The following is a 22,068-nucleotide window of genomic DNA, read 5'->3' on the forward strand; positions in this document are numbered from 1 at the left end:
TCCCTCGCCTGTCTCAGCTACTGGCGGTTGCCGCGCTGGCACCGTCTGGTCCGGTGGTCGCGGTCCGAGGGCGCTTGATGCCGATCAGGACGTCTTTGCCGAGGTGCTCTTTGATCAGGTAGGTGAGGCGGTTACCGTCGATGAGTTCGATCCGTCCGTGTTCGCGGGCCTTTTGCCAGGAGCGTGGTGTGAACCATGAGGTGGTGACGAGGATGCCGTGTCCGGCCTTCTTCTCTTCAATGGCGCCGGCGAGTTCGCGGATGTGGCTGACGCCCACGGCATCCTTGTAGCGCTTGGCCTGCACGATGCTCAGCCGGCCGAGCAGGGCCGAGCGGTTGACGACGACGGCGTCGACTCCGTCGTCGTAGTTCTGCTCGGTGGTCCAGCTTTCCACGCCCATCGCCTCGAAGATCTGCCGGACCAGGTGTTCGAACTCGGTAGGGCTCATCTTCATCAGGTCGGGTCGCGAGTCGAGCGTGGAGACCGCGTCCAAGCCGTCGACGAAGGAGAACTTGGTCAGGTCGAAGTCCAGGATCGGAGTGATCGGCTCCAGCTCGTACGGGTGCGGCGAGACGAGGGCGTTGAGGTGGCGCAGGCACACCTCGGGACGGACCTGGGCGAGGACGAGTTGAGCGAACAACTCACGTTCGACGTTGAGGCTGATCAGGCAGGGGTATTCGCGCTGCCCGGTGCCGGGGTTGATCGCGTCGACGTGGCCGTTGAACCCGATGCTGGCAAGCTGCGGATCCGCTTCGAACAGGTTGTGCAACGTCAGGAGCGCTACCTGGGCGACGAGCGATCGGTACAGCTCGCTGGTCTCCTTCGTGGGTCGTGGGACCGGTTGGATCTCGTCGCGCGTCTGGACGTACTTGTATCCACGCACGGTGGGTACAGCCTCGCGGCCGGGGAGCTGCATGCGTACGACGATCTGCGCCTGTTGGGGACTGAAGGTGATCTCCGCGCGCCGGGGGAAGTCGTCTGGCAGAGGTACTTGGTTGAGGGTGAGCCCGAGGACCGACTCGACGGTCTTTCGGTCTCGGGCGCGGTAGCTGGTGATCAGTTGCTCGACGTGTCGGTTGTGCTCCTCAACCTCCGCCAGATGTTGCCGGACCCGCTCGTCATGATTGCTGCGTGCCGCGTCAAGCCGCCGCCGCCGGTCGGCGTCGGCGACCTGCCATGCCTGCATGGCCTGCTGATGGGCGGCGCGGGCATGGGAGAGCTGCTGCTGGTAGCGGCTCTGCCCGCCGAGGAGCCGGCTGACCATACCGGGCTGCGGTGGCTCGAACTGCCCCCATGCCGGCAGCGCGGCAACCGCGGCGAGGTCGCCCGGATTGAACGGCTGCGGCGAGGGCTGACGCTTGAGCGAGGTCAGGTCGATTCGAGCGGTGTGGCGCAGGCCGGAGGTGAGGATCGCCTGGAGCTGCCGTGCCCGAGTCTCGACCTCGGCAGTCCGTAGCTCGGTCTCGCGCTTCTGGTCGGCGATGTGCTGGTCTCGTTTCGCCCGATCAGCGGCCTTGGCCGCAGCTGCGGTGGCACGCTGTTGCCGCTCGAGTTCTCGTATCTGTTGGCGTTGCCAGCGTTCCGACTCATTCGGCGAGGGAGACCTACGCGCCATCCAGTTGCCTCCGGTGAAGAACTCGGGCTGCTGTTTCAGCGCGGCCAGGCTATCGCTGGGGATCGGCCTCGTCTAGCCGCGCGTAGCCGGATCATTACTTGAGGCGTTCGATCGTTGTGCTGCCTCTGGCCCCGCCCTAGGGACGCCCCGAACCAAGGGTGTGTGTTGCGAAGGGCCACGACATCCCCCTTGGCCGGTGCCGACACTGCGGCCGTGGAGCGCGCCAACCCATGAGTGGCACCGGTCTGCTGGGGTCCGTAGTGGCCGACGTGATCTGTACCGTTTTGACAATGAGCCACGAGCCTTCGCGTATGAGGTCGAGCACGGATCGCGCTCGACTATGAACGCCCCCCGATCCGAAGGATCTGCCGCAGTCGATGGCGGCGCCGCGGATGGAGCGGAGGCCCACGACACCCGCCACCGCCTCGACAAGCAGGTCGACGTCGGAGCCAAGCGGGTACAGGTTCGCGTACTCGGCCCACCGGCGATCCTCGACGTCCCCGACGGACAACGGGTCCGGCCACATGCAGTCGAATTCTCGTCTACCTCGTCGTGCGGGGCGGGTCGCATACCAACACGAGATCCGGGATGACCTCATCCCCGAGCCGCCGCGCCGGCTGGCCGCGCACGCCTTTACACCTACAACTGCGCCGAATCTGCACCCTCGTCGGCGGCGAGAACACCAGCCTGCAGCTGAAAGCGACACCGCTACACCCTCAATCGCGACGCCTTGGACGTCGGCCTCTGGGCCATGCGGAAGCCGTCACCGCAGCGCAACGCGCCACCGAGTCAGGTGTGTCATCCGTCCGCGTCGCCGCTTTGCGGCGTGCAGTCGACGTTTACCGCGGGCAACTCGCGGACCTTGCCGGGCACCTGTGGCTCGCGCCGCACCGCGACCTCGTGACGCGCGGGTTCGTAGCCGCAGCCCTAACACTCGCCGAGGCACTGGCGGACCAGCCCTTCGAAGCCAACAGTGCGCTCGACGCCGTCGCGTTACAGCATCCCGACCATGAGCTCCTCGCCGCCGCGCATGCGGCCACACGCCGCCGGTCGGGCTGAACACCTGCCCGTGCGGTGCTTGCAGCACTGAAGCGACGGGCGATCCGGGTCGGCGTCATCGGACCACCTCGGGACCTATCCGTCTTCTCGATGGTCCGGGCCTCGACGGGATCCACGAACGCCCGCCGATGTCCAGCGCAACCCCGCAGCGGACAGCCAGCTCCAGCAGAGCGTCATCGCGACAAATTACCTGTCGCGTTGCTGACTAGGCCGTATCGTACGCCGCTGTGCGCTCTTAAGATGCCCGATCTGGGTTTGTTCACCCGTTGACCCGGCTGTGACCAACTGCGCCTGTTAGTCGATCTTCTAACTAGGTAACCTCAAGAGGCAAGGAGCGTTTACTACGTGTCACGTTCCAGGCACACAGTGAAGGAGCTTGAGGATCTCCTCCGGACAGCCGAGCGACGGGGCTGGAAGGTCACCGGAGGGGGACGCAAGTATTTCAAGATGTACTGCCCCTGCCCCGCAAAACACCTCAAAACAGTGAAATGCACCCCCTCGAACCCGAACTATCTGAGAGATTTGACCGGTCAGCTCAAGCGAGCCACGTGCTGGGAGGACGACTGATCATGCGACAGCATCGGATCGCGATCCAGATGACGTTCGAAAGCACGCCGCACGGCACCGACGAGCAGTTTGAAGAGTTCCTCGACGCAGTGCAGGAGCACCTGGACGAGCTCGGCTGCGAGGTGCAGATCGCCGCAAGCCTCGCCGACCGCACTGCGGAATTCGCCTCGAGCATCGAGGCGCTCAACTTCGAGAGCGCGGTCAACACACTGCTAGTCGACATACGTACCGCGCTACACGCGGCCGAGTGCGACACAGACGACTGGCCACAGTACGTGGCAACTGACCGGAACCTGCGGGAATTGCAAGACGTCTGACTCAGAGCATGAAGAGCGCCCCGTTCACCTTCGGCTGAGCGGGGCGCTCTTGTGCATGGGTGGCTACCGTCGTAAGTACCGCCAGCCCTGACCCGGTACACCGAATGGCTCGTCAGGCATGGCCCTAGCGAACCGGCATAACTCCCCTCGGCGACAGCACCCATCGTGGTCAGGGCGTCCTCAATGAGCGGGTACGGGACCGTCGTCCGTTCCACACCGCCATCGCTCGTCCTCAGTCAAACCCGGTCGATGTGATCTATGAACGAGACCGCGCCCGACACCAGCGGGATGCGCCTTGGGCGCGTCATCAGTAACTTCAAAGACCACGTTCTTGTTGACCCGCATCCTCGGGCTTGCCCGCAATAAGGCGTCGGACATGACGTTCGGACACACCGGCAGCCAAGGCTAGCTCTGCCGGGCTGGCCTGGGGACGCTCGGCGCGCAGCCGGGCCACGGCATCAACGGTCCGCTCTGGGCGCACCGCCGTCCGCCTGCGTCGCAAGTTGCCGCGCCGTGGAGGTGCAAGTACCTCACTCGTCGCCGGACCAGCGGTGGTTCCAGCCCGCTGCGCTCCATTCGCCTGAGTTAAGGAAACCGGTGGGTCTGACCCCGGTGCTGGTATCGACGCGGCGCTGGCAGTAGGCGGCTCCTGCTGGCGGGTGACGTCCGACGTTCGAGGGTTGTTGCGTGGCGCCGGTTGCGATCTGGTCAGCATCTCCACGACCAGCAACAACGCCACCGCCGGCCACGCCGCCACGATCCGCGCGCCGAGGCTTGGCTCGGCGGCGGCGATGTTCGCCGCTACGCTGGCCGCCACCCCGACCGCGAAAGCCGTCCGGGCCGACCAGCGCACCCTCCGACCGGCGTGTTTGTCCTCGACCATAGCCGCCGACGCGACAACCAGCATCCCGTCGACCGACAGCGGCAGCACGTAGGCGACCTCGGGACGCTCACCGAACCTCAACGCCACGGCGACCATGTGACTCCAGGACGACCAAGCAGCAATCCCGGCCACCGCCACAGTGCTCACGTCTCGGGCAAGCCGGGTCGGCGTCATCGGACCACCCCGGAACCCATCCGTCGCTCGATGGCCTGGACCTCGGCGGAGTCCACGGGCGGACGTCCGCCGATGTCCAGCCGCGTCTGGACATCGGCCCATCGCCGCCACCGCCGGACGACGTCGCTCGCGTCGAGACCGGTCGCTTCGGCGATGTCCGTCAGGTTCGCGCCCGCCCGCAGAGCGGCGTGGCTCATCGATGGTTGCCAGCGAGTCCACCAGGAAACCACTGCAGCGGACAACGCCAGCTCCGTCAGTGTGGCAACGCGTCCGGATTCCGCCGTCCAAACGACGGCATGGTCACGAAGATCCAAAAGGAGCTGGAACGGGTTGATCTCTTCCGCATCGGCGAACCGCACCGGCGGTTTGGACGGGCGGGTCAGGTTCATCGGGCACCAACCGATGCCCGTGAGCTGGTTAAAGTCAGCGGTAGCGGATCACCGGCGATCGTGGCGGTTTGGTTCGCATGGTGGTACCTCCGGCCCACTCGAAACGGATACCCAGACGGAGGGGTTCAAGGTCACAGAGACGCGAAGGTCGCTGCCGATGTCATGGCCGCGCTGCCGTATGGCGACCGACTCCGCGCCGGAGTGGTGGATGTGTGGCTCAGTTCTGGCCAGGGCTCGCTACGGGTAGTCCTGCTTCTTTGGCGCATTCGAGCAGCCGCCGGTCGTAGGTGACGAAGGCGGTGAGTGCCGTGCCGGACTCGTTGGTCAGCACCTGGGCGGTGGCCAGGTGGATGGCGTCGAGGCTGCGGAGCGTCGGCTCGGCGAACGCGGCTGCGGTCGCACGGATCGTACTGTCGATCTCCAGGCGGAACAGGCGTCCGACGGTGGCCGGCACTCCGATCAACGCTTGCGGAGCTGATCGGCGCAGCGCTCTGGGCACTTCCACCTCGACGAGAGCGGAGGAGACCAGCGGCACGTCGTCGTGCTGGTTGAGCCAGGAAACAAGGTCGGCGCTGCACACCTCCTGCCGCACCAGCTTGACGACGGCAGCTGAATCGAGATAAATCACCAGCGCTCCTCGTCACGCATCGCGGCGAGCGAGGCGGCCACGTCCACATTTTCGTCACCGAGCTTCGGTGGCAGTGGCACAGAGCCGCCACCGGTGGGGGCGACGGCTCGTCCTGCCGCTACCAACTTGGCCAATATCGACCTGTCGTCGCCTACTGGAACGAGTCGGGCGATCGGGTGTCCGCGATCGGTGATCTCGACGGTCTCGCCGCCACTCACCCGAGCCAACACCTGGCTCGTGTTCTGGTTCAGCTCCCGGACACCGATGCGTTCCATGGACACGAGTGTAGAACCATATGTTCTACGGTTCCAGCTCCCGGCATCATCCGGGCTGCCTGTTCGCCGACAGGAGAGGTCGACGAGTTCCAGGCCACGGCGACTGGCCGGCGGCCCGGCGGGTCGGGTCGGAATCATCGCGCAGACCCAAGGATCCGTGAGCGGGGCAAGCTCAGGGTCAGTGGATCGCCTGCGATCGTGGCGGCGCGGTTCGCATGGTGGCACCTCCGGCCCACTTTGTTGATCTTTCATGCGAACCAGTTGACCGCGACGCATCGTGACGCTTGGCTCGGCTTCTCGACGCGGACTGTGGCTGGCCGCGGCGGCGCGGTGCTGGACGGGCCGGGATGTTGTCGTACGGCGAGTCGTATGACGACGGCACGCAGCCGCCGCAGGGCCACGTCCTCGGCGGAGGGCGTGGTCCTCTACCTCATTCCTAGTGGTAACGGCACTGCGCGATCTGCACTGTGTCGTCCATGATCCGGTATACGAGGCGGTGTTCCTGGTCGATGCGTCTCGACCAGAATCCCGCCCAGTTTTCGCGGAGTTGCTCCGGTTTGCCGATGTATTGGTGGCCGATGCGTCGGATGTCCTCGATCAAGGCGTTCACCCGTTTGAGCATCTGGCGATCTCGCTGCCAGGTCAGATAGTCTTCCCAGCCTCGGCCGGCGAACTGGACCTTCACGCTGTCGACGCCTCGCCTGAACTGGCGTCGGGGTCGATCAGGTCGCGCATCTCCCCACCCCCGTCACGCAGCTCTTCGACGGCTTCATTCAGACGGCGCGCGTTGGCGGGGCTGGCCACCAGATAGGCCGTCTCCTTCAACCTGGACTACGACTCTTCGCCGTGCCGCAATCACCAGGCGAACCCGTTGATCGGGGTGCAAGCCTCTCCTGACGGAGCAAGCGATGCTGCATGCATAATGAATGCATGGTCGCTCTCCAGATTCGGGACGTGCCGGAAGAAGTACGAGACGCCCTGGCGGCTCAGGCCAAGGCGCGCGGGCAGTCACTCCAGGCGTACCTCTTGGAGCTGGTGGAGACGCAGGCTGGACGGCTGCGCAACACGGCGGCTCTTGACCGCTTCGCCGGCCGATCGGACGGTGCTCGCTCCCTCCCGGGGGAGAGTGCCGCCGAGTTGAGCGACCAGCGAGAGCAGCGCGGAACGTGGGGAAGCGCGGCGTGATAGTCGTGGATGCGTCGGTCCTGGCCGATGCCCTGGTCGATGACGGGCCGTCAGGCGACGTGGCGCGGGCGGAACTGACCAGAGATCCGCACTGGGCCGCGCCAGGCCATCTTCTGGTCGAGGTCATGTCGGTGATCAGAGGCAAGGTTCTCGGTGGGAAGCTCGGCCTTGCCCGGGCTCAGGAGGCGATCGACACCCTGCCGTCGTTGGTCATAGACGAGGTTGACATCGCGCTACTGCTCGACCGGATGTGGCAGTTGCGGGGCAATGTCACGGCCTACGACGCGGCGTATGTCACGGCGGCGGAACTGATGGCCTGTCCACTCGTGACTGGTGATGGCCGGCTTGCCAAGGCCAGCGGCGTCCGCTGCGAGATCCGGCTGCTGGCGGCGTCCTGACGGTGATCGCCCGAGAATCATCGGCCTCGTGTCCTCGGGGCAACCCGAGTTGAGCGGATCACCGGCGATCGTCGCACCGCGGTTGGAATAGTGGCGCCCCCGGGTGGCTGGCCCCGCCCGCCCGGGCCGAGCATGTCGGGTTCGGTGCGATCCTCGGCGCGGACGGCCGGGGTGGCGGCCCGGTCGGACGCGGCGATCTCCCTGGCCGAGCCGGCCGAGCGGGCGCTCGCCTTCGAGCTGGCCGGCTTCGGCAGGGTGGTCGGCGAGGTGGCGGACGACCTGGAATTCCACCACCTGGCCGGGTACCTGTACCGGCTGGCCGCCACGTTCAGCGCGTTCTACGAGCACTGCCCGGTGCTGCGGGCCGACGCGCCGGTACGGGACAGCCGGCTGGTGCTCTGCGACCTCACCGCCCGGGTGCTCCGGCAGGGCCTGTACCTGCTCGGCATCAGGACCCCCGAACGCATGTGATCCGTCCTACGCCCGTCCCCGGTTCGAAAATGACTCACTTCTGTCGGTGGTCGTCGATACCCTCCGTACACTGTCCACCTAGCTGGGGAAATTCATGTTCAGAACCATCAGGCGTGGCGCGGTCGTCGCCGCGTCCCTTGTCGGCCTCACCGGCGCGCTCCTCGTGGCAGCACCGGCAAGCGCGGCACCGGTCCCCGAAAGCTCCCTGTCCTGGTCGATCGAGCCCTCGGACGGGCAGGGCGAGCCGGTCACCGGCACCTTCACCGAGCCCACGGCCAGCTTCCAGAGCCTGCGCGACGGGAACATCCACCGCGTGAACGTCTCGTCTGCGGGCACGTTCTGGTCGATCTCGCTCGCCCCACCGGTGGGCGAGCAGTTGCACCCGGGCAACTACCCGAACGCGGAGCGCGCCGGCTTCCAGACGGGTCGGGCTCCTGGCCTGGACGTCACCCACGGCAGCAGCGGCTGCAACCAGGTCCACGGTCGATTCACGATCCACCAGATCGGGTTCGACCCGGCAGGCACGATCAACATGCTGGAAGCGACCTTCGTGCAGCGCTGCTCGCCCGGCGAGCCCGCCGTCAGCGGCACCCTGAAGTACAAGGCGACCCCGCTGTCGTACCGGTGGGTTCTCACCGACCAGGAGCCCGGCACCGCCGAGTCACACACCTACCGCGGGGCGACGAGCACCTTCTGGGCACAGACCTTCTGGAGCAGTTCCCTGCGCTTCGGTGCCTCCGGCGGCCGGCTCAACGACATTGTGGAGTTCTCCCCGCCGCAGGGCGAGCAGCTCACGGTCGGCACGACCTACCGCGACGCGCAGCCCGTCGGCGAGCAGGACCCGGGGCGGCCGGGCCTGTCGGTGGAGCGCTTCCGCTGCCGGCCGACGACCGGCGTCTTCACGATCAAGGAACTGGAGTACGGCGCTGACGGCGAGCCGGTCGCACTGTCGGCGACCTTCACCATCAGGTGCACGGAGTACCCGAGCCCGGAGAACCCGAACGTGCTCAAGGGCGTGGTCCACTTCCACGCCTGACCGTTCCACGGGTGAAGTGCCGCGTCAGGTGGGTTTGGAACGCACCAGCCCCACCTGACGCGGCCTTGGCGCATCGCGGGAGCTCACCGACGGCCGCCGCACCTGCCCGCACCGGCGTAGGCGACGACACCACCGCGCGGGGTTGTCGAACGTCTCAGGGGGTGTACGGGGTGTCCGTGTGGCTGACCTCGACGAGCCGGCTGCCGCTGAGCCGGTAGACCGCCGTACGCCGGACGGCGACCTCCGCCGAGGACGCGTCCTCGGGGCGGGTCAGGTAGACGACCGTCGCCCGCCGGGAGCTGATCGAGACCGACTCGACCGGCGTCCGGTCGCCGATGTCGATCATCGTGACGTAGTGCGGCTGACCGTCGATGTTGCCGTACATCACGACCTGCCAGAACTTCCCGGTCCCGCCGCCGTCCATCAGCACCGGGACCAGCGCGTCGGCCGCCTCGTCGCCGGTCAGGTCGCCGACGGCGCACGGCTGTTGCATGTGGACGACGGTGCCGTCCTCCCCGGACCACATGCCGTCGACCAGTGGGATCGGTTCGGCGTAACCGTTGTACCGCTCGCTGCCGTTGCCGAGCGCGGCGGTCTTGAGCTGCTCGCAGGTGAGGGCCCGCAGCGTGGCAGGGGCTCCGGGTGTGTCCGGCGCGGCCGACGGCGCCGGGTCCCGGTCCGCCGGCTCGTCGTCCACCACCGTGCTGCTGGCCGTCGGCTGCCCGGAGGCCGCTGGGTCCGGGTCGTCCGCCGGCGCGTTGATCGTGACACATCCGCTCAGCGCCGCCGCCAGGGCGAGAGCCGCGACGGGCAGCAGAGTCCTACGCATTGATCTTCCCTCTCCTTCAGGTGGCCCGGAGCGTAGTGCGCCTCCGCCACGGTCGGCCCCGCCCGTCGCTGATCCGGGCCCGACGAGGTCCCCGGTCAGGTGGACGGGCGCCAGGGTCGTGGCGACGGTCGCCGGCATGACGAGCGTCTCGCCGTACGGCGATCCGGCTGAGCGTGGCCGGAACTCAGGTCGGCCCGGTGCCCGGGGCCGGGACCGCCTGCTCGGCGGCGCGGCTCACCTCTTCCCAGCCGGCCCAGACGTCCATGCGTCGCTTCGAGATGTCGAAGGCGAGGTCGTAGACCATGCTGCCCAGCAGCAGTCGCAGCGGCGGCTGGTCACTGGCGACGAGCTTCATGAGGGCCTCGGCGGCCAGCCGGGGCTCGCTGTCGACCGACCCCTCGGCCCACTGCCGCGCCAACTCCTCCCGAAGCGGGTCGTACGCGGGGTTCGGGGCGGCCGTCGTGCTGCGGGCGTAGAGGTCCGTCCAGTAGCCGCCCGGCTGGACGATGGTGACCTTGATGCCGAAGCGGGCGGCCTCGGCGGCCAGCGCCTCGCTCATGCCCTCCAGCGCGAACTTGCTCGCACTGTAGAGCCCGGTGCTGGGGAAACCGCCGAGCGCGCCGATGCTGGAGACCTGCACGACGTGCCCGCCGCGCTGGGCGCGCAGGTGCGGCAGGACGGCCTGGCTGACCCAGAGCGCACCGAAGAAGTTGAGGTCCAGTTGGGCGCGGGCCTCGGCCTCGGTGAACTCCTCCACCATGCCCATGAAGAGCGCCCCGGCGTTGTTCACGACGACGTCGAGCCGACCGAAGTGCCGTACCGCCCGGTCGACGACGTCGACGACCGCCGCGCGGTCCGTGACGTCGAGGCGCAACGCGAGCAGGCGGTCGGGGTGCCGGGCGGCGAGGTCGTCGAGCGGCGAGACGTCCCGGGCCGCGCCGACGACCCGGTCGCCGGCGGAGAGTGCGGCCTCCGTGAAGGCGCGGCCGAGGCCGCGGCTGGCCCCGGTGACGAACCAGGCCCGCGGTACGGCGGTGACTGAGGCTTCCATGAGCCGTTCTCCCTCCTTTGCGAGACGGACCGTCTCGTCTTGTTGACAGGAGTGACCCTACCCGCCGGATCCCCGCTGTCAAGACGGACCGTCTCGTCTCATACTTGCTAGATTGGGTCACGTGCCCGCCCCGAAGGTCGCCCCCGACTCCAGCCGACGCAGCGAGACCGCGCGCCGCGCCATCCTCGCCGCCGCCTTCGACCTCGTCGGGGAGCTGGGCTACGCGAAGCTGAGCATCGAGGGCATCGCCGCCGCCGCCGGCGTCGGCAAGCAGACGATCTACCGCTGGTGGCCGTCGAAGGGCGCGCTGCTCTTCGACGCCTTCCTCGCCCTCACGACCGACGGCGGCCAGGGCGGCGCCCTACCGGACACCGGCGACCTGGCGGCCGACCTGAAGCTGGTCCTGCGGGACACCGTCGACGAGCTGCACGACCCGCGCTACGACCTGCCCATGCGCGCCCTGCACACCGAGATCGTCCACGACCCGGCGCTGGCCGCCGACTACGCGACGCGGCTGGACGGGCCCGTGCGGGAGCTGAAGAAGGAGCGCCTGCGTGCCGCCCAACGCGCGGGCCAGCTCGCCGAGGACGTCGACCTCGACGTGGCCGTCGACCTGATCTTCGGTCCGCTCCTCAACCGGTGGCTCCAGCGCACCGGCCCGCTGACGCACGGATACGCCGACCAGGTGGTGGACACCGCGCTGCGCGGCCTGCGCCCCCGCGAGGCGTAGCCCTCGGCCCGTCCCGCGTCGCCGGACGGACACAACACCGGGCCCCCGGTCGTCGTTGATCCGGTCGTACGCGCCCCACCCGCGACGGCGGTACGGGCACCGACCGTGGAGGAGGCACGCCGATGACCAGTCAGCGCGAGACAGTGGAGGTCGACCCGGTCCTGTTCCGCGCCGTCTACGACTCGCCCGCCTCGCTGCCCGGCCGGCACCGCTGGACGACCCCGGAGTCGGACGTACGGCGGATCGAGAAACTGCTCGGCATGCCGCTGCGCAGCATCGGCGCCCCGCTGTGGGTCAGCGGCGACCAGCCGGACTGCCCGAAGTGCGGCCGGCGCGTCAACTGGTACGACATCGTCTCCTCCGCCCTCTCCGGGGTGCACGACCGGATGATGATCGCGACGGTCATCCTGGGCGACCGCCGGTACGTCAACACCGAGGTCCCGGACGCGATCGCCGGGGTGCGCTGCACCGACTGCCGCACCGCCATCGAGGGGCTACGCAGCTTCAAGTGCCACAACTGGGCGTACGCCTTCGAGGCGCTGGAGACCGTCCGGCAGCGGATGTCCGGCGCGTCAGTCGTCGGCCGTCAGCCCGCGGGCGAACCGCAGCCCGGGACGCCCGTCGAGTGACACCTCGCCGACCTGCGTGAAGCCGGTACGCCGGAGCACCGCCAGCGAGCCCGCGTTGTCCAGCGTGGTCCCGGCGGTCAGCCGGCGCAGCCCGTACGCCCGGCGGGCCAGTGCCGCGACGCGGCGTACGCCGTCGGTCGCCACCCCGCGCCCGGCGGCCCGCTCGGCTACCCGACAGCCCAGCTCGGCCTCGCCGTCGGCGACGTCGACCAGGTTGAACCGGCCCAGCACCGCCCCGTCCGGCGCGACCAGGACGTGGAAGTGGCAGCGGCCGGCCTCCTGCTCGGCGAGCAGCCCCGCGTGCCGCGCGGCGAAGTACGCGTCTCCCCGGTCCGGCACCGAGCGCGCGAACCACTCCCGGTTCTCGCGCTCGAAGCGCAGCAGCGCGGCGGCGTGGTGGGCGGCGAGCCGCTGGAGATCCGACACCGCGCCACCCTACCCAGGTGTAAGGAAGGGCCCCTTCCTATCCAAAAAACGATAGGAAGGGGCCCTTCCTTACACCTCAGCGGTTGCTGGCGGAGCGGCGGGTGGGGCGACGGCCGGGCGGGGAGAGCGGCTCCGGCCCCGGGTCGGGCACCTCGGGCATCGGGCGGGTCACCGGCCCGGCCCCGGTGACCCGGAGCGGTTCGCCGTGGTGCCACACCTCGATGCCGGTCTCCGGGTCGGCGTCCGGCAGCGCGTAGCGGGCCTCGTCGGGAGTCAGGGTGACCCGCAGCCGGTGGCCGTGCCAGCGCAGGCTGAAGGCGAGCCGGTCGATCGCCGCCGGCAGCCGGGGGTCGAAGGAGAGCACTCCCCGGTCGTCGCGCATGCCGCCGAAGCCCTGTACGAGGGCCAGCCACGCCCCGGCCAGCGACGCCAGGTGCAGCCCGTCGCCGGTCTTGTCGCCCAGGTCCGCCAGGTCCTGGAGCACCGACTCGGCGAACAGGTCGTACGCCAGGTCGAGGTGCCCGACCTCGGCGGCGAGCACGGCCTGCGGGGAGGCCGACAGCGACGAGTCCCGCACGGTACGCGCCTCGTAGTAGGCGAAGTTGCGGGCCTTCTCGTCGGCCGTGAACTCCCCCGGGCAGCGCTGCATGGCGAGCACCAGGTCGGCCTGCTTGACCACCTGCTTGCGGTAGAGCTCCAGGTAGGGGAAGTGCAGCAGCAGCGGGTAGTCGTCGTCGGAGGTGTTCGCGAAGTCCCACTCCGGCTGCTCGGTGAAGCCGGCCGACTGCTGGTGCACCCCGCGCTTGCGGTCGTACGGGATGAACACCGCGTCGGCCGCGGCGCGCCAGGCCGACACCTCGGCCGGGTCGACCCCCAGCCGGGCCGCCGCCTCCGGGTGCCGCTCGACGGCGTCGGCGGCTCCGCGCAGGTTGCGCCGGGCCATCAGGTTGGTGAAGAGGTTGTCGTCGGCCAGGGCGCTGTACTCGTCGGGGCCGGTGACGCCGTGCAGGTGGAAGGTGCCGGTGTCGGACCAGTGGCCGAAGCCGTGCCAGAGGCGGGCCGTCTCGACCAGCAGCTCCAGGCCGGCCCCGGCGAGGAACTCCTCGTCGCCCGTGGCGGCGACGTAGCGCAGCACCGCGTCGGCGATGTCGGCGTTGAGGTGCAGCCCGGCGGTGCCGGCCGGCCAGTAGCCGGAGCACTCCCGCCCGCCGACGGTCCGCCACGGGAAGCTCGCCCCGGTCAGCCGCAGCTCCGCCGCGCGCTCGCGGGCCTCCGGCAGGTGGGCGTGCCGCCAGCGCAGCGCCGAGCGGGCCAGCGGCGGGTCGAGGTAGGTCAGCACGGGCAGCACGTAGCCCTCGGTGTCCCAGAGCACGTGCCCGTCGTAGCCGTTGCCGGTGAGGCCCTTGGCGGGAATGGTCCGGTCGCCGTCGGCCCGGCCCGCCTGGAGCAGGTGGAACACCGAGAACCGGATGGCCTGTTGGAGTTCGTCGTCGCCGTCGAGCTGCACGTCGGCGGTCTGCCAGGCGACGTCCAGCGCCGCGCGCTGGCCGGCCAGCAGCGCGTCGAAGCCCTCCGCGCGGGCCGCGTCGGCCTCCGCGACGACCAGGCGGGCCAGCTCCTCGGGGGGCATGGCGTCCACCGAGGTGCAGTCGTACGCGGCGAACTTCGTCAGTTGGAGCCGCTCGTCGGCGCGCAGCGTCCCGGCCAGCGTGAGGCGCAGCCGGTCGGGGGTGCAGTCGACGCCGGGGGCGAAGCCGTCCGGGGCCGCCACCTCGTGCGCGACGGCGACGGCGACCCGCTGCCCGCTGTGCCCGGTGCGGTGGACGAGGACGCCGTCGTGCCCCTCGGAGTGGCGGTACTCGGCGGTCAGCGGGTCGGTGAGCACGGAGGCGGCGCGGGGGTCGTCGGAGCGCTCCGGCACCCGCTCGTTGGCGAGCAGGTCGGCGCAGACCCGCACCTCGACCGCCCCGTCCAGCGGCTCGACGGACCACCGGACGGCGGCCACCTGACGCCGGGCCAGGGAGACCAGCCGGACGCTGCGGACGCGTACGCCGTGCCCGCCCGGTGACGTCCACTCGGTGTGCCGCTCGACGACCCCGGCGCGCAGGTCGAGCACCCGCTCGTGGGTACGCAGGGTGCCGGTGCGTACGTCCAGCGGCTCGCCGTCGACCCAGAGCCGGATCAGGGCCGCGTTCGGCGCGCTGATCACCGTGTCACTGAACTGCGGGAAGGCGTACCCGTCCTCGGGGTAGTCGAGTTCGCGCCGCTCGTGGAAGCCGTTGAGGTAGGTGCCGGGCATCCCGTAGGGCCGGCCCTCGTCCAGCGTGCCGCGCCAGCCGACCCAGCCGTTGCCCAACGCGAAGATCGACTCGGTCTCGGCGAGGCGGTCCAGGTCCGCCTCCGTACGCCGGATCCGCCAGGCCTCGTCGTCCCCCGTGGCCTGTCCGGTCGGCGGCCGATCGGCGGTGGGGGTGTCGTGCACTGCGCCTCCAGGAGTTGCGACGTACCGGGTCGATCGAAGCAGAACGGGCTGAGAGGTCACTGAGACGAGGGTCGGGGTAGTCGCCCGACCGACGCACACTGCGCCCGACTTCCAGATGTTCCGTGGTTGTCTGCGAGGTAAACGAGGTATGAACGATGCGTGAGGTGAATCATGATTGATGCGGGCCTGCCGGACGTTCCGGAGATCAGTGTCGACTGGTACCACGACATCGTCGACTTCGCCGCCGACACCCCGCAACCGGTGCAGTGGTTCGCCGAGCACTTCACCGAGGGGGCGATCCTGCTGCTCGGCGCGCTGTGGCTGGTCTCGGCCGTGTCCCGGCTCGGGGGCGGGCCGCGCGACCGGGCGTACGCCCTGGTGTCGCCGGCGCCGGTGGTGCTCGCGTACGGGTGCAGTGAGCTGTTGAAGACGGTGCTGGACCAGGAACGCCCCTGCCGGGCGCTCGCCACCGAACTCGCCATCATCGCCGGCGAGTGCCCGCCGGCGGGCGACTGGTCGTTCCCCAGCAACCACTCCACGATCGCGGGCGGCCTCGCGGTGGCGACGCTGCTGCTGTCCCGCCGCGTCGGGCTGGTGGCGCTGCCGCTGGCGGCGCTGGCCGCGTTCTCCCGCACCTTCGTCGGCGTGCACTACCCACACGACGTGTTCGCCGGCGTCCTGCTCGGCGCCCTGTTGGCCGCGCTGCTCACGCCGCTGCTCGCGCGCCCCGCCGCCGGGCTGCTGCACCGTCGCGCCCGTCGGGCCGAGCGTCCCGTTCACGACCCGGCGGCCCCGACGTCCCGCCGCTGACCGCCCCTGGCGAAGGCTGGACACGTCGCCCTCCGCGCGCCGCGAAGCCGCCGCCGACCGCCCCGGGCGGAGGCTGGGCGGGTCGCCCCGCCGCGCGCCACGACGCCCCCGCGGACCACCCCGGGCGGAGCTGGACGCGTCGCCCTCCGCGCGCCGCGAAGACGAGGCTGCCCGCTCAGGGCAGGAGGAGGGCGGCGAGGGCGCCGAGGACGAGGAACGGGCCGAAGGGGAGGTGGCTGCGCCAGCCGACGCGGCGGGCGACCAGCAGCGCGACGCCGAGGACCCCGGAGAGCAGCAGGGCCAGCACCAGCCCGGCCACCGGGACGGCCCAGCCGTGCCAGCCCAGCAGCGCGCCGACGCCGAGCGCCAGCTTGGCGTCGCCGAGGCCGAACCCGCGCCGGCCGAGCAGCAGCGTGGTGGCGGCGAAGAAGAGCGCCAGCGCGCCGCCGGCCGCGGTGGCCCGCAGCCAGGGCGCCGGACCGGCCCCCGCGAGGGCGGCCACCCCCAGCAGCAGCCAGGTCCCGGCCGCGGCGGGCCAGGTGAGCCGGTCCGGCAGCCGGTGCACGGCCGCGTCGACGAAGACCAGGGGGATCGCCCAGCCCAGCCACCAGGCCGTGGCGACCAGCACCGGGGCGGGCGGCCCGAGCAGCACCAGCGCCCCGACGGCCGCCGCGACGGCGAGCTCCACCGTGCCGGGGGCCGGGCCGACGCGCCCGCCGCACCGTCCGCACCGCGCCGTCGGGCCGAGCGCCGGCCAGGGGCGGGTCAGCCCGACGGGAGCGCCGCACGCGTCGCACCCGGTCCGGTTCGCCACCCCCGGCGGTACGGCGTGCCTGATCACGGCGAGCCGGAGCGCCGGGGCGAGCGCGAGGACGGCCAGCAGCGGCGCCCCGCGCGCGGCAAGTTTCGGCGCGGTCGGCCCCGCCGCCGGCGGCGGATCGGTCAGCGCCACGGGCGTTCTCCCGGCCCGGCGTGGGACGTGAACACGAAGGGTAGCGCCATGAGCGAGGGCCGGTAACGGGTGGAACGGCCCACGCCCCTCCCACGGAGTGCGCGGCGTCGCGTCGGGGAATGACGCGTCGACGAAGGCGGGAATCCCACGTGGACGACTTGTCGACGCAAATGACCAAGGGACGGATCGGACCAGACGCCACGTCCGGGACACCCGATGGCCCGCACGACGACGCACCGCCCACGGCACGCGCTTCCCACGCCACCGCCCCGCCGGCCGTCGGACCGCCCCTCGCCAACCCGCCCGCCGCCACCAGCCACAACCACCCCGCGCCACCACCCTCCATCACTCAGAGTGATCGAATGAATTGCCTCTGTTGCATCGGCGAGCGTCAGCCTATGCTCGCCCCTTGAGTGCGGTGCAACCCACATCGGAACGACGCGACGAAGCGGGGCACCGCATTCACTGGACATGCACAGAGGCAAATGCGACGGCGCTTTCTGACCGGTCCGGATGGCCTCATCCGGGCACGCCGCCGCCTGCCCGGAGGTCGCCACCGGCCCCCGGTCGCCCCCGAGGAGGCACGACGTGCGCGGACGGCGGTTCAGCCGATGGGCAACCTGCCTGCTCGCCATCGCGGCGCTCGGCGCGGCCCCGGCCTGCGCCCCCGAGCCCGGGCCGGCCCCCGGGGCGCAGACCGCCGGGAACGCGCCCGCCCCCACCCACCGCGTCGCCGACGAACAGGCGGCCAGGAAGGCGGCGCTGAAGGCGTACGCCGGTTATCTCGCCGCCTCCCGCAGGGCGAGCGGACGCGGCGACCCCCACCACCCGGAGCTGTCCCGGTTCCTCGCCGACCCGCTGCTGACCCGGGTCCGGCTGACCATCCGCGAGGCGAAGGAGCACGGCGCGATGCGTACCGGCACGTTGGTCTCCGACCCAACCGTGACCTCGGTGAGCCTGGATTCGAGCCCGCCAACCGTGGAGATCCAGGACTGCCTGGACGCCACCGGCTACCGACTGGTCTACGCCAGGGACAAGCGGGTCGTGCCCGGCACCGGCGGTACGCGGCACCTGGCCACCGCCACCGCCACCCGCTACCCGGACGGCCGCTGGCTGATCAGCGCCGGCGCCGCCCACGAGGACCTGCCGTGCTGACGCGGGCGGGGCGGATCCGTACCGTCCGGGGCGGCGCTGCCCGCCGGTCGCTCGCGGGCGCCGGCCTGGCGCTGCTGCTGGCGCTCGGGGCGGCGGTGCCCGCGATCGCCGCCGGCCGCGCGGACCCCGGCGCGGAGTGCCCGCCGGGGCAGAGCGACTGCAGCGTCTGGGACGACGACCCCGGCACCCCGGGGGGCCCCGGAGGCGGGGGCGACGGGGGCGACGGCGGGGGCGGTGACTCGGGCGGCGGGGGCGGCGGCAAGTGTCAGTGGAACGGCCGCTCCATCAAGTGCTACGACGACGTGCTCGGCTGGTTCAACAACGGCGACGGCTGCTACTACAAGCTCGCCGAACCGCAGCCCGAGGCCCCCGAGGGCCAGCAGTGGTACGTACGCACATGCAACGGCGGCGACCTCGGCGCCCAGACCACGGTCCTGCGCGACGCCCCGCCGCCCGGCTTCGGCGCCCCGCCCGACCCGGAGGAACTCGCCCGGCGGGCGCTGGCGAAGATCACCATCGCGGCGCCCCGGATCGCGGTCGCCCCCCGCCGCAGCAAGGGCCCCGGCCTGGTCGGGCTGCCGGTCTGGATGTGGGGCAGCAACAACGACGCGAAGTACTTCGGGCCGACCCAGGAGGCGTCGGAGAGCGAGCGGGGCCTGACCGTACGGATCACGGCGACGTTCGACCGGATCGTCTGGGACATGGGTAACGGCCACAAGGAGACCTGCAAGGGCGCCGGCACCGAGTACAAGGCCGGTGGCAGGTTCGCCGGCGGCCGCTCCCCCGACTGCGGCTACGACAGCGGCTACCCGAAGGCCGGCGACTACCGGGTGCGGGCCACGACGTACTGGATCGTGACCTGGCAGGGCGGCGGCCAGAGCGGCGTCATCCCCGTCAACCGGACCACGGGCACGGTGCCGGTCCGGATCAACGAACTTCAGGTGGTGGCCCAGTGAGCGCGAGGAGTGAGCCGGTCCTGCGAGCCCCGCAGTCGCGAACGGAGATGGCCCAGTGAGTGTGGCGACCCGCAACGGAACTCCGCCGGTGGACGCGCCGGTCGCCCCGCCCAGGGTGGTCCGGCAGCGCCGGATGCGGCCCGGGCTGCTCGGTCTGGCCGTGCTGCTGATCGCCCTCGGCGGCCTGGGGGCGGCGTTCGCGGTCACCTCGGTACGCGCCACCGGCAGCTACCTGGCGGTGGCCCGACCGGTCGAGGTCGGCCGGCAGGTCAGCGCCGACGACCTGGTCCCGGTGCAGGTGGCCGGCGGTCGAGGGCTGTCCCCGGTGCCCGCCGACCGGCTCGACGAGGTGGTCGGCAAGCGGGCCGCCGTGTCGCTGACCCCCGGCACGCTGCTGACGATGGCCCAGCTCACCGACGACCCGCTGCTCGGGCCGGGCCAGCAGCAACTCGCGCTGGGGCTGGGCCCCGCCGAGGTGCCCGCCCGCAAACTCCACCCCGGCGACAAGGTCCTGCTCGTCAGCACGCCGGAGGGCAACGACGACCGCCCGGCCGGTGCCGCCACCCGGTTCCAGGCGACGGTCATCGACGCCGTCACGTCCGACAAGAACGACGAGGTGGTGGTCTACCTGGCGCTCGCCGTCCGGGACGTGCCGGCCGTCGTCGCCCTGTCCAGCCAGGAGCGGCTCGCCCTCGTACTGACCGAGGCGGCCTGAGCATGGCGATCATCGCGTTGGTGTCGGCGAAGGGCTCCCCGGGCGTCACCACCACCGCCCTGGCCTGCGCCCTGACCTGGCACCGGCGGCTGGTGCTGGCCGAGTGCGACCCGGCCGGCGGGTCGATCCTCGCCGGCTACCTGGGCGGCGCGCTCGACGGCCCCCGGGGCATCGGCGAGCTGGCGGTCGGCGAGCTGCGCGACGGCAACCTGGAGTCGGCGTTCTGGTCGCAGCTGGTCGACCTGGACGCGCCGAAGCGGGAGCGGCTGCTGCTGCCCGGCGTCGTCGATCCCGCCCAGGCCGGCAGCGTCACCCCGCTCTGGCAGCGGTTCGCCGACTTCTTCGGCAGCCTGGAGGGCGGCGACCCGCCGTACGACGTGCTGGTGGACTGCGGGCGGCTGCACGTCGTCGGGCCGCCGTGGCCCCTCCTGCGCGCCGCCTCGGTGGTGCTGCTGGTCAGCGGCGCCCGGCTCCCCGACCTCTCCGGGACCCGGGCGATGGTCAGGACGATCGAACGGGACTTCGCCGAGCACCGGGTGCCGCCGGGCACCCTGCGGCTGCTGCTGGTCGGCGACGGCCACGGCAGCGGCGAGGTCAGCAAGGCGCTGCGGCTGCCGGTCGTCGCCCGGTTGCCGCACGATCCGCGTACGGCCGAGGTGCTCGGCCTCGGCGGCACGGTGCGCGCCGGTCGGCCTCTGATGCGCGCGGCCGGGGCCCTGGAGGTGCCCGTCGGGGCGCTGCTGGAACGCCGGCGTGCCCGGCTGGCCTGGCCCGTGCCGCAGGGGGTGCCGGATGCGGTTTGAACCCGTCTCCGGCGATCCGCGCCGGCAGCCACCCGGCGCCACCTCCACCGCGCCGCCGCTCGCCCCGGCCAACGGCCGGCACCATTCCGCCGCGCTGCCGGTGCCGGTGCCGGCCATCGCGCCGCGGCCCGAGCCGACGCCCCGGCCCCGGGTCGACTTCCAGGTGGTCCGCGAGCTGCGCCGGGAACTCAGCGAGCGCCTCGCCCTGTGGCAGCGCGGCCGGGAGTTCACCGTCGACGAGGAGGACACCGAGCGCGCCCGGCTCGCGGTGACGGTGGTGGCCGAGTACGCCGACGCGGTGCGCCGGGCCGGCACCCCGATGGCGGCCGGCGAGGAGCGGATCCTGCTCGACCAGGTGACCGCCGAGCTGGCCGGGCTCGGCCGCCTCCAGACGCTGCTGGTCGACGACACCATCGAGGAGGTGCACATCCTCGGCTGCGACCAGGTGCGCGTCACCCGGCACGGCGGCGGGGTCGACTGGGTGGAGCCGATCGCCGACAGCGACGACGAGCTGGTGGAGATCCTCCAGGCGGCGGCCCGCCGGGCCGGGGCCACCGAGCGTTCGCTGTCGACCTCCAAGCCCACCCTCGACCTGCAACTGCCCGACGGCAGCCGGCTCGCGGCGGTGTTCCTGGTCAGCCACCGCCCGTACGCGGTGATCCGCAAGCACAACACGCTGGACGTGAGCCTCGACGACCTCGCCGGGAGCCGGGGCGACCTGGACGAGATGATCGACCCGCTGGTGCGCGACTTCCTCCGCGCGTCCATGCGCGCCGGGCTGAACATCATGGTGGCCGGGCTCGCGGGTGCGGGGAAGACCACGGTGATCCGGGCGTTGATGGACGAGATCCCGGCCGACGAGCCGTACGTGCTGTTGGAGGAGAGCCGGGAGCTGCTGCCGGCCCGCCGCCGGCTCAAGCACCGGGCGGTGATGAGCTTCGAGGCCCGGGAGGGGCACGGCGAACGCGGGGCGGACGGCCGCCCGGCCGGCGAGGTGAGCATCGCCGACCTGATCCCGCTCTCCCTGCGCATGGGCGTGCTGCGGATCATCGTCGGCGAGGTCCGGTCCCGGGAGATCGTCCCGATGCTCCAGGCCATGACGACCAGCCGTGGCTCGATGTGCACCATCCACGCGCGTACGCCCGCCGGGGTGAGCGAGCGGATCATCGAGCTGGCGCTCGCGCACGGCCGGGAGATGACCGTCGACCAGGCCCGCCGGATGGCCGGCAACGCACTCGACCTGATCGTCTACGTCACCGTCGAGGACGAGACCGCGATCGGCGGGCGCAAGCACCGCTTCGTCTCGCACGTCGAGGAGGTCATCGGCGTCGGCGACGGCAACCGGATCACCACCACCCAGGTGTTCGGGCCCGGGCCGGACGGGCGGGCCGTGCCCCGGCACCTGCCCGAGCGGGTGCGCGCCCAGCTCCTGCGGGTCGGCTACGACGCCCGGCTGCTCAGCCGGTGGATCGAGGCCGGGACGGGCGCGTGGCGGCGGCCCCGGCACACCCGCCTCGGACGGCGGTGACGTCG

At 71.2% G+C, this 22,068-nt stretch carries 25 protein-coding genes and 1 pseudogene; 14 read left to right on the forward strand and 12 right to left on the reverse strand.

The window, feature by feature from the left end; all coding sequences use genetic code 11:
* Positions 1-13: 13 nt before the first annotated feature.
* Positions 14-1,615, reverse strand: coding sequence for a restriction endonuclease (locus KBX06_RS23380; RefSeq protein WP_210838657.1), 1,602 nt, complete (start codon positions 1,613-1,615; stop codon positions 14-16).
* A 588-nt stretch (positions 1,616-2,203) separates the two neighbouring features.
* Between KBX06_RS23380 and KBX06_RS23385 the strand changes: the two genes are divergently transcribed.
* Entirely contained in the window at positions 2,204-2,674 is a 471-nt protein-coding gene (locus tag KBX06_RS23385; RefSeq protein WP_210838659.1) for a hypothetical protein, read from the forward strand.
* 569 nt (positions 2,675-3,243) lie between these two features.
* A complete protein-coding gene (locus tag KBX06_RS23390) occupies positions 3,244-3,558 on the forward strand; it encodes a hypothetical protein (RefSeq protein ID WP_210838661.1) in 315 nt (104 codons plus the stop codon).
* A 316-nt stretch (positions 3,559-3,874) separates the two neighbouring features.
* Here KBX06_RS23390 and KBX06_RS23395 read toward each other — a convergent pair whose 3' ends face one another.
* From KBX06_RS23395 to KBX06_RS23420, 6 genes are all read right to left on the reverse strand, one after another.
* Positions 3,875-4,615, reverse strand: a complete 741-nt coding sequence (locus tag KBX06_RS23395) for a DUF2637 domain-containing protein (RefSeq protein WP_210838663.1) — start codon at positions 4,613-4,615, stop codon at positions 3,875-3,877.
* On the reverse strand, positions 4,612-5,004 hold the full coding sequence (locus KBX06_RS23400; protein ID WP_210838665.1) for a hypothetical protein: 393 nt from the start codon (positions 5,002-5,004) through the stop codon (positions 4,612-4,614). The genes KBX06_RS23395 and KBX06_RS23400 overlap by 4 nt, the downstream gene beginning before the upstream one ends.
* Positions 5,005-5,221: 217 nt before the next feature.
* Positions 5,222-5,632 carry a type II toxin-antitoxin system VapC family toxin gene (locus KBX06_RS23405; protein WP_210838667.1) on the reverse strand — a complete coding sequence of 137 codons (411 nt, stop codon included), beginning with the start codon at positions 5,630-5,632 and terminating at the stop codon, positions 5,222-5,224.
* Positions 5,629-5,907, reverse strand: coding sequence for a type II toxin-antitoxin system Phd/YefM family antitoxin (locus KBX06_RS23410; protein WP_210838669.1), 279 nt, complete (start codon positions 5,905-5,907; stop codon positions 5,629-5,631). The genes KBX06_RS23405 and KBX06_RS23410 overlap by 4 nt, the downstream gene beginning before the upstream one ends.
* A gap of 436 nt (positions 5,908-6,343) precedes the next feature.
* Positions 6,344-6,592 carry a Txe/YoeB family addiction module toxin gene (locus KBX06_RS23415; RefSeq protein ID WP_210838671.1) on the reverse strand — a complete coding sequence of 83 codons (249 nt, stop codon included), beginning with the start codon at positions 6,590-6,592 and terminating at the stop codon, positions 6,344-6,346.
* On the reverse strand, positions 6,589-6,732 hold the full coding sequence (locus tag KBX06_RS23420; protein ID WP_247686533.1) for a hypothetical protein: 144 nt from the start codon (positions 6,730-6,732) through the stop codon (positions 6,589-6,591). Before KBX06_RS23420 ends, KBX06_RS23415 begins: the two co-directional genes overlap by 4 nt.
* A 105-nt stretch (positions 6,733-6,837) precedes the next feature.
* On the opposite strand from KBX06_RS23420, the gene KBX06_RS28045 reads away from it, so the two are divergent.
* From KBX06_RS28045 to KBX06_RS23435, 4 genes and pseudogenes are all read left to right on the forward strand, one after another.
* Positions 6,838-7,092 carry a hypothetical protein gene (locus tag KBX06_RS28045; RefSeq protein WP_247686534.1) on the forward strand — a complete coding sequence of 85 codons (255 nt, stop codon included), beginning with the start codon at positions 6,838-6,840 and terminating at the stop codon, positions 7,090-7,092.
* The gene (locus KBX06_RS23425) at positions 7,074-7,490 is read left to right on the forward strand and encodes a type II toxin-antitoxin system VapC family toxin (protein ID WP_210838673.1); all 417 of its coding nucleotides are present in this window, start codon (positions 7,074-7,076) and stop codon (positions 7,488-7,490) included. The genes KBX06_RS28045 and KBX06_RS23425 overlap by 19 nt, the downstream gene beginning before the upstream one ends.
* Before the next feature lie 144 nt (positions 7,491-7,634).
* Positions 7,635-7,961, forward strand: a pseudogene (locus KBX06_RS23430) (DALR anticodon-binding domain-containing protein); the annotation flags it as partial.
* Between the two features lie 94 nt (positions 7,962-8,055).
* Entirely contained in the window at positions 8,056-8,997 is a 942-nt protein-coding gene (locus KBX06_RS23435; protein ID WP_210838675.1) for a hypothetical protein, read from the forward strand.
* 154 nt (positions 8,998-9,151) lie between these two features.
* Here KBX06_RS23435 and KBX06_RS23440 read toward each other — a convergent pair whose 3' ends face one another.
* Both KBX06_RS23440 and KBX06_RS23445 read right to left on the reverse strand, forming a co-directional pair.
* The gene (locus tag KBX06_RS23440) at positions 9,152-9,826 is read right to left on the reverse strand and encodes a hypothetical protein (protein ID WP_210838677.1); all 675 of its coding nucleotides are present in this window, start codon (positions 9,824-9,826) and stop codon (positions 9,152-9,154) included.
* A gap of 184 nt (positions 9,827-10,010) precedes the next feature.
* Complete coding sequence (locus KBX06_RS23445) at positions 10,011-10,877, reverse strand: SDR family oxidoreductase (protein ID WP_210838679.1); 867 nt, start codon at positions 10,875-10,877, stop codon at positions 10,011-10,013.
* 121 nt (positions 10,878-10,998) lie between these two features.
* Between KBX06_RS23445 and KBX06_RS23450 the strand changes: the two genes are divergently transcribed.
* The gene (locus KBX06_RS23450) at positions 10,999-11,607 is read left to right on the forward strand and encodes a TetR/AcrR family transcriptional regulator (RefSeq protein ID WP_210838681.1); all 609 of its coding nucleotides are present in this window, start codon (positions 10,999-11,001) and stop codon (positions 11,605-11,607) included.
* A gap of 122 nt (positions 11,608-11,729) precedes the next feature.
* A complete protein-coding gene (locus KBX06_RS23455) occupies positions 11,730-12,236 on the forward strand; it encodes a hypothetical protein (protein ID WP_210838683.1) in 507 nt (168 codons plus the stop codon).
* Here KBX06_RS23455 and KBX06_RS23460 read toward each other — a convergent pair.
* Both KBX06_RS23460 and KBX06_RS23465 read right to left on the reverse strand, forming a co-directional pair.
* Positions 12,180-12,662 carry a GNAT family N-acetyltransferase gene (locus tag KBX06_RS23460; RefSeq protein ID WP_210838685.1) on the reverse strand — a complete coding sequence of 161 codons (483 nt, stop codon included), beginning with the start codon at positions 12,660-12,662 and terminating at the stop codon, positions 12,180-12,182. The two genes, KBX06_RS23455 and KBX06_RS23460, sit on opposite strands and share 57 nt — an antisense overlap.
* A gap of 76 nt (positions 12,663-12,738) precedes the next feature.
* Positions 12,739-15,144 (reverse strand): glycoside hydrolase family 65 protein, encoded by a 2,406-nt coding sequence (locus KBX06_RS23465; RefSeq protein ID WP_210838687.1) that lies wholly within the window; start codon positions 15,142-15,144, stop codon positions 12,739-12,741.
* Positions 15,145-15,315: 171 nt separating this feature from the next.
* Here KBX06_RS23465 and KBX06_RS23470 point away from each other — a divergent pair, with 171 nt between their 5' ends.
* Positions 15,316-15,954: a phosphatase PAP2 family protein gene (locus tag KBX06_RS23470; RefSeq protein ID WP_210838689.1), complete on the forward strand. Its 639-nt coding sequence runs from the start codon at positions 15,316-15,318 to the stop codon at positions 15,952-15,954.
* A gap of 175 nt (positions 15,955-16,129) precedes the next feature.
* On the opposite strand, the gene KBX06_RS23475 is transcribed toward KBX06_RS23470, so the two are convergent.
* On the reverse strand, positions 16,130-16,837 hold the full coding sequence (locus KBX06_RS23475; RefSeq protein WP_210838823.1) for a prepilin peptidase: 708 nt from the start codon (positions 16,835-16,837) through the stop codon (positions 16,130-16,132).
* Between the two features lie 657 nt (positions 16,838-17,494).
* Here KBX06_RS23475 and KBX06_RS23480 point away from each other — a divergent pair.
* The 5 genes from KBX06_RS23480 to KBX06_RS23500 are packed head-to-tail and all read left to right on the forward strand — an operon-like array spanning position 17,495 to position 22,063.
* Positions 17,495-18,061, forward strand: a complete 567-nt coding sequence (locus KBX06_RS23480) for a hypothetical protein (RefSeq protein ID WP_210838691.1) — start codon at positions 17,495-17,497, stop codon at positions 18,059-18,061.
* A complete protein-coding gene (locus KBX06_RS23485) occupies positions 18,055-19,017 on the forward strand; it encodes a hypothetical protein (RefSeq protein WP_374225670.1) in 963 nt (320 codons plus the stop codon). The genes KBX06_RS23480 and KBX06_RS23485 overlap by 7 nt, the downstream gene beginning before the upstream one ends.
* Positions 19,018-19,072: 55 nt before the next feature.
* Positions 19,073-19,732, forward strand: coding sequence for an SAF domain-containing protein (locus KBX06_RS23490; protein WP_210838693.1), 660 nt, complete (start codon positions 19,073-19,075; stop codon positions 19,730-19,732).
* Positions 19,733-19,734: 2 nt separating this feature from the next.
* Positions 19,735-20,535: a ParA family protein gene (locus KBX06_RS23495; RefSeq protein ID WP_210838695.1), complete on the forward strand. Its 801-nt coding sequence runs from the start codon at positions 19,735-19,737 to the stop codon at positions 20,533-20,535.
* Positions 20,525-22,063: a CpaF family protein gene (locus tag KBX06_RS23500; protein WP_210838697.1), complete on the forward strand. Its 1,539-nt coding sequence runs from the start codon at positions 20,525-20,527 to the stop codon at positions 22,061-22,063. Before KBX06_RS23495 ends, KBX06_RS23500 begins: the two co-directional genes overlap by 11 nt.
* Positions 22,064-22,068: the final 5 nt, after the last annotated feature.

Origin of the sequence: Micromonospora sp. C31, assembly GCF_018070575.1 — a bacterium.
Taxonomy (GTDB): Bacteria; Actinomycetota; Actinomycetes; order Mycobacteriales; family Micromonosporaceae; genus Micromonospora.

Coding starts and splice junctions, on each gene's coding strand:
- KBX06_RS23380 (WP_210838657.1), bottom strand. CDS start 1,615: ATGGCGCGTAGGTCTCCCTCGCCGAATGAGTCGGAACGCTGGCAACGC.
- KBX06_RS23385 (WP_210838659.1), top strand. CDS start 2,204: ATGACCTCATCCCCGAGCCGCCGCGCCGGCTGGCCGCGCACGCCTTTA.
- KBX06_RS23390 (WP_210838661.1), top strand. CDS start 3,244: ATGCGACAGCATCGGATCGCGATCCAGATGACGTTCGAAAGCACGCCG.
- KBX06_RS23395 (WP_210838663.1), bottom strand. CDS start 4,615: ATGACGCCGACCCGGCTTGCCCGAGACGTGAGCACTGTGGCGGTGGCC.
- KBX06_RS23400 (WP_210838665.1), bottom strand. CDS start 5,004: ATGAACCTGACCCGCCCGTCCAAACCGCCGGTGCGGTTCGCCGATGCG.
- KBX06_RS23410 (WP_210838669.1), bottom strand. CDS start 5,907: ATGGAACGCATCGGTGTCCGGGAGCTGAACCAGAACACGAGCCAGGTG.
- KBX06_RS28045 (WP_247686534.1), top strand. CDS start 6,838: ATGGTCGCTCTCCAGATTCGGGACGTGCCGGAAGAAGTACGAGACGCC.
- KBX06_RS23435 (WP_210838675.1), top strand. CDS start 8,056: ATGTTCAGAACCATCAGGCGTGGCGCGGTCGTCGCCGCGTCCCTTGTC.
- KBX06_RS23440 (WP_210838677.1), bottom strand. CDS start 9,826: ATGCGTAGGACTCTGCTGCCCGTCGCGGCTCTCGCCCTGGCGGCGGCG.
- KBX06_RS23445 (WP_210838679.1), bottom strand. CDS start 10,877: ATGGAAGCCTCAGTCACCGCCGTACCGCGGGCCTGGTTCGTCACCGGG.
- KBX06_RS23455 (WP_210838683.1), top strand. CDS start 11,730: ATGACCAGTCAGCGCGAGACAGTGGAGGTCGACCCGGTCCTGTTCCGC.
- KBX06_RS23470 (WP_210838689.1), top strand. CDS start 15,316: ATGATTGATGCGGGCCTGCCGGACGTTCCGGAGATCAGTGTCGACTGG.
- KBX06_RS23495 (WP_210838695.1), top strand. CDS start 19,735: ATGGCGATCATCGCGTTGGTGTCGGCGAAGGGCTCCCCGGGCGTCACC.
- KBX06_RS23500 (WP_210838697.1), top strand. CDS start 20,525: ATGCGGTTTGAACCCGTCTCCGGCGATCCGCGCCGGCAGCCACCCGGC.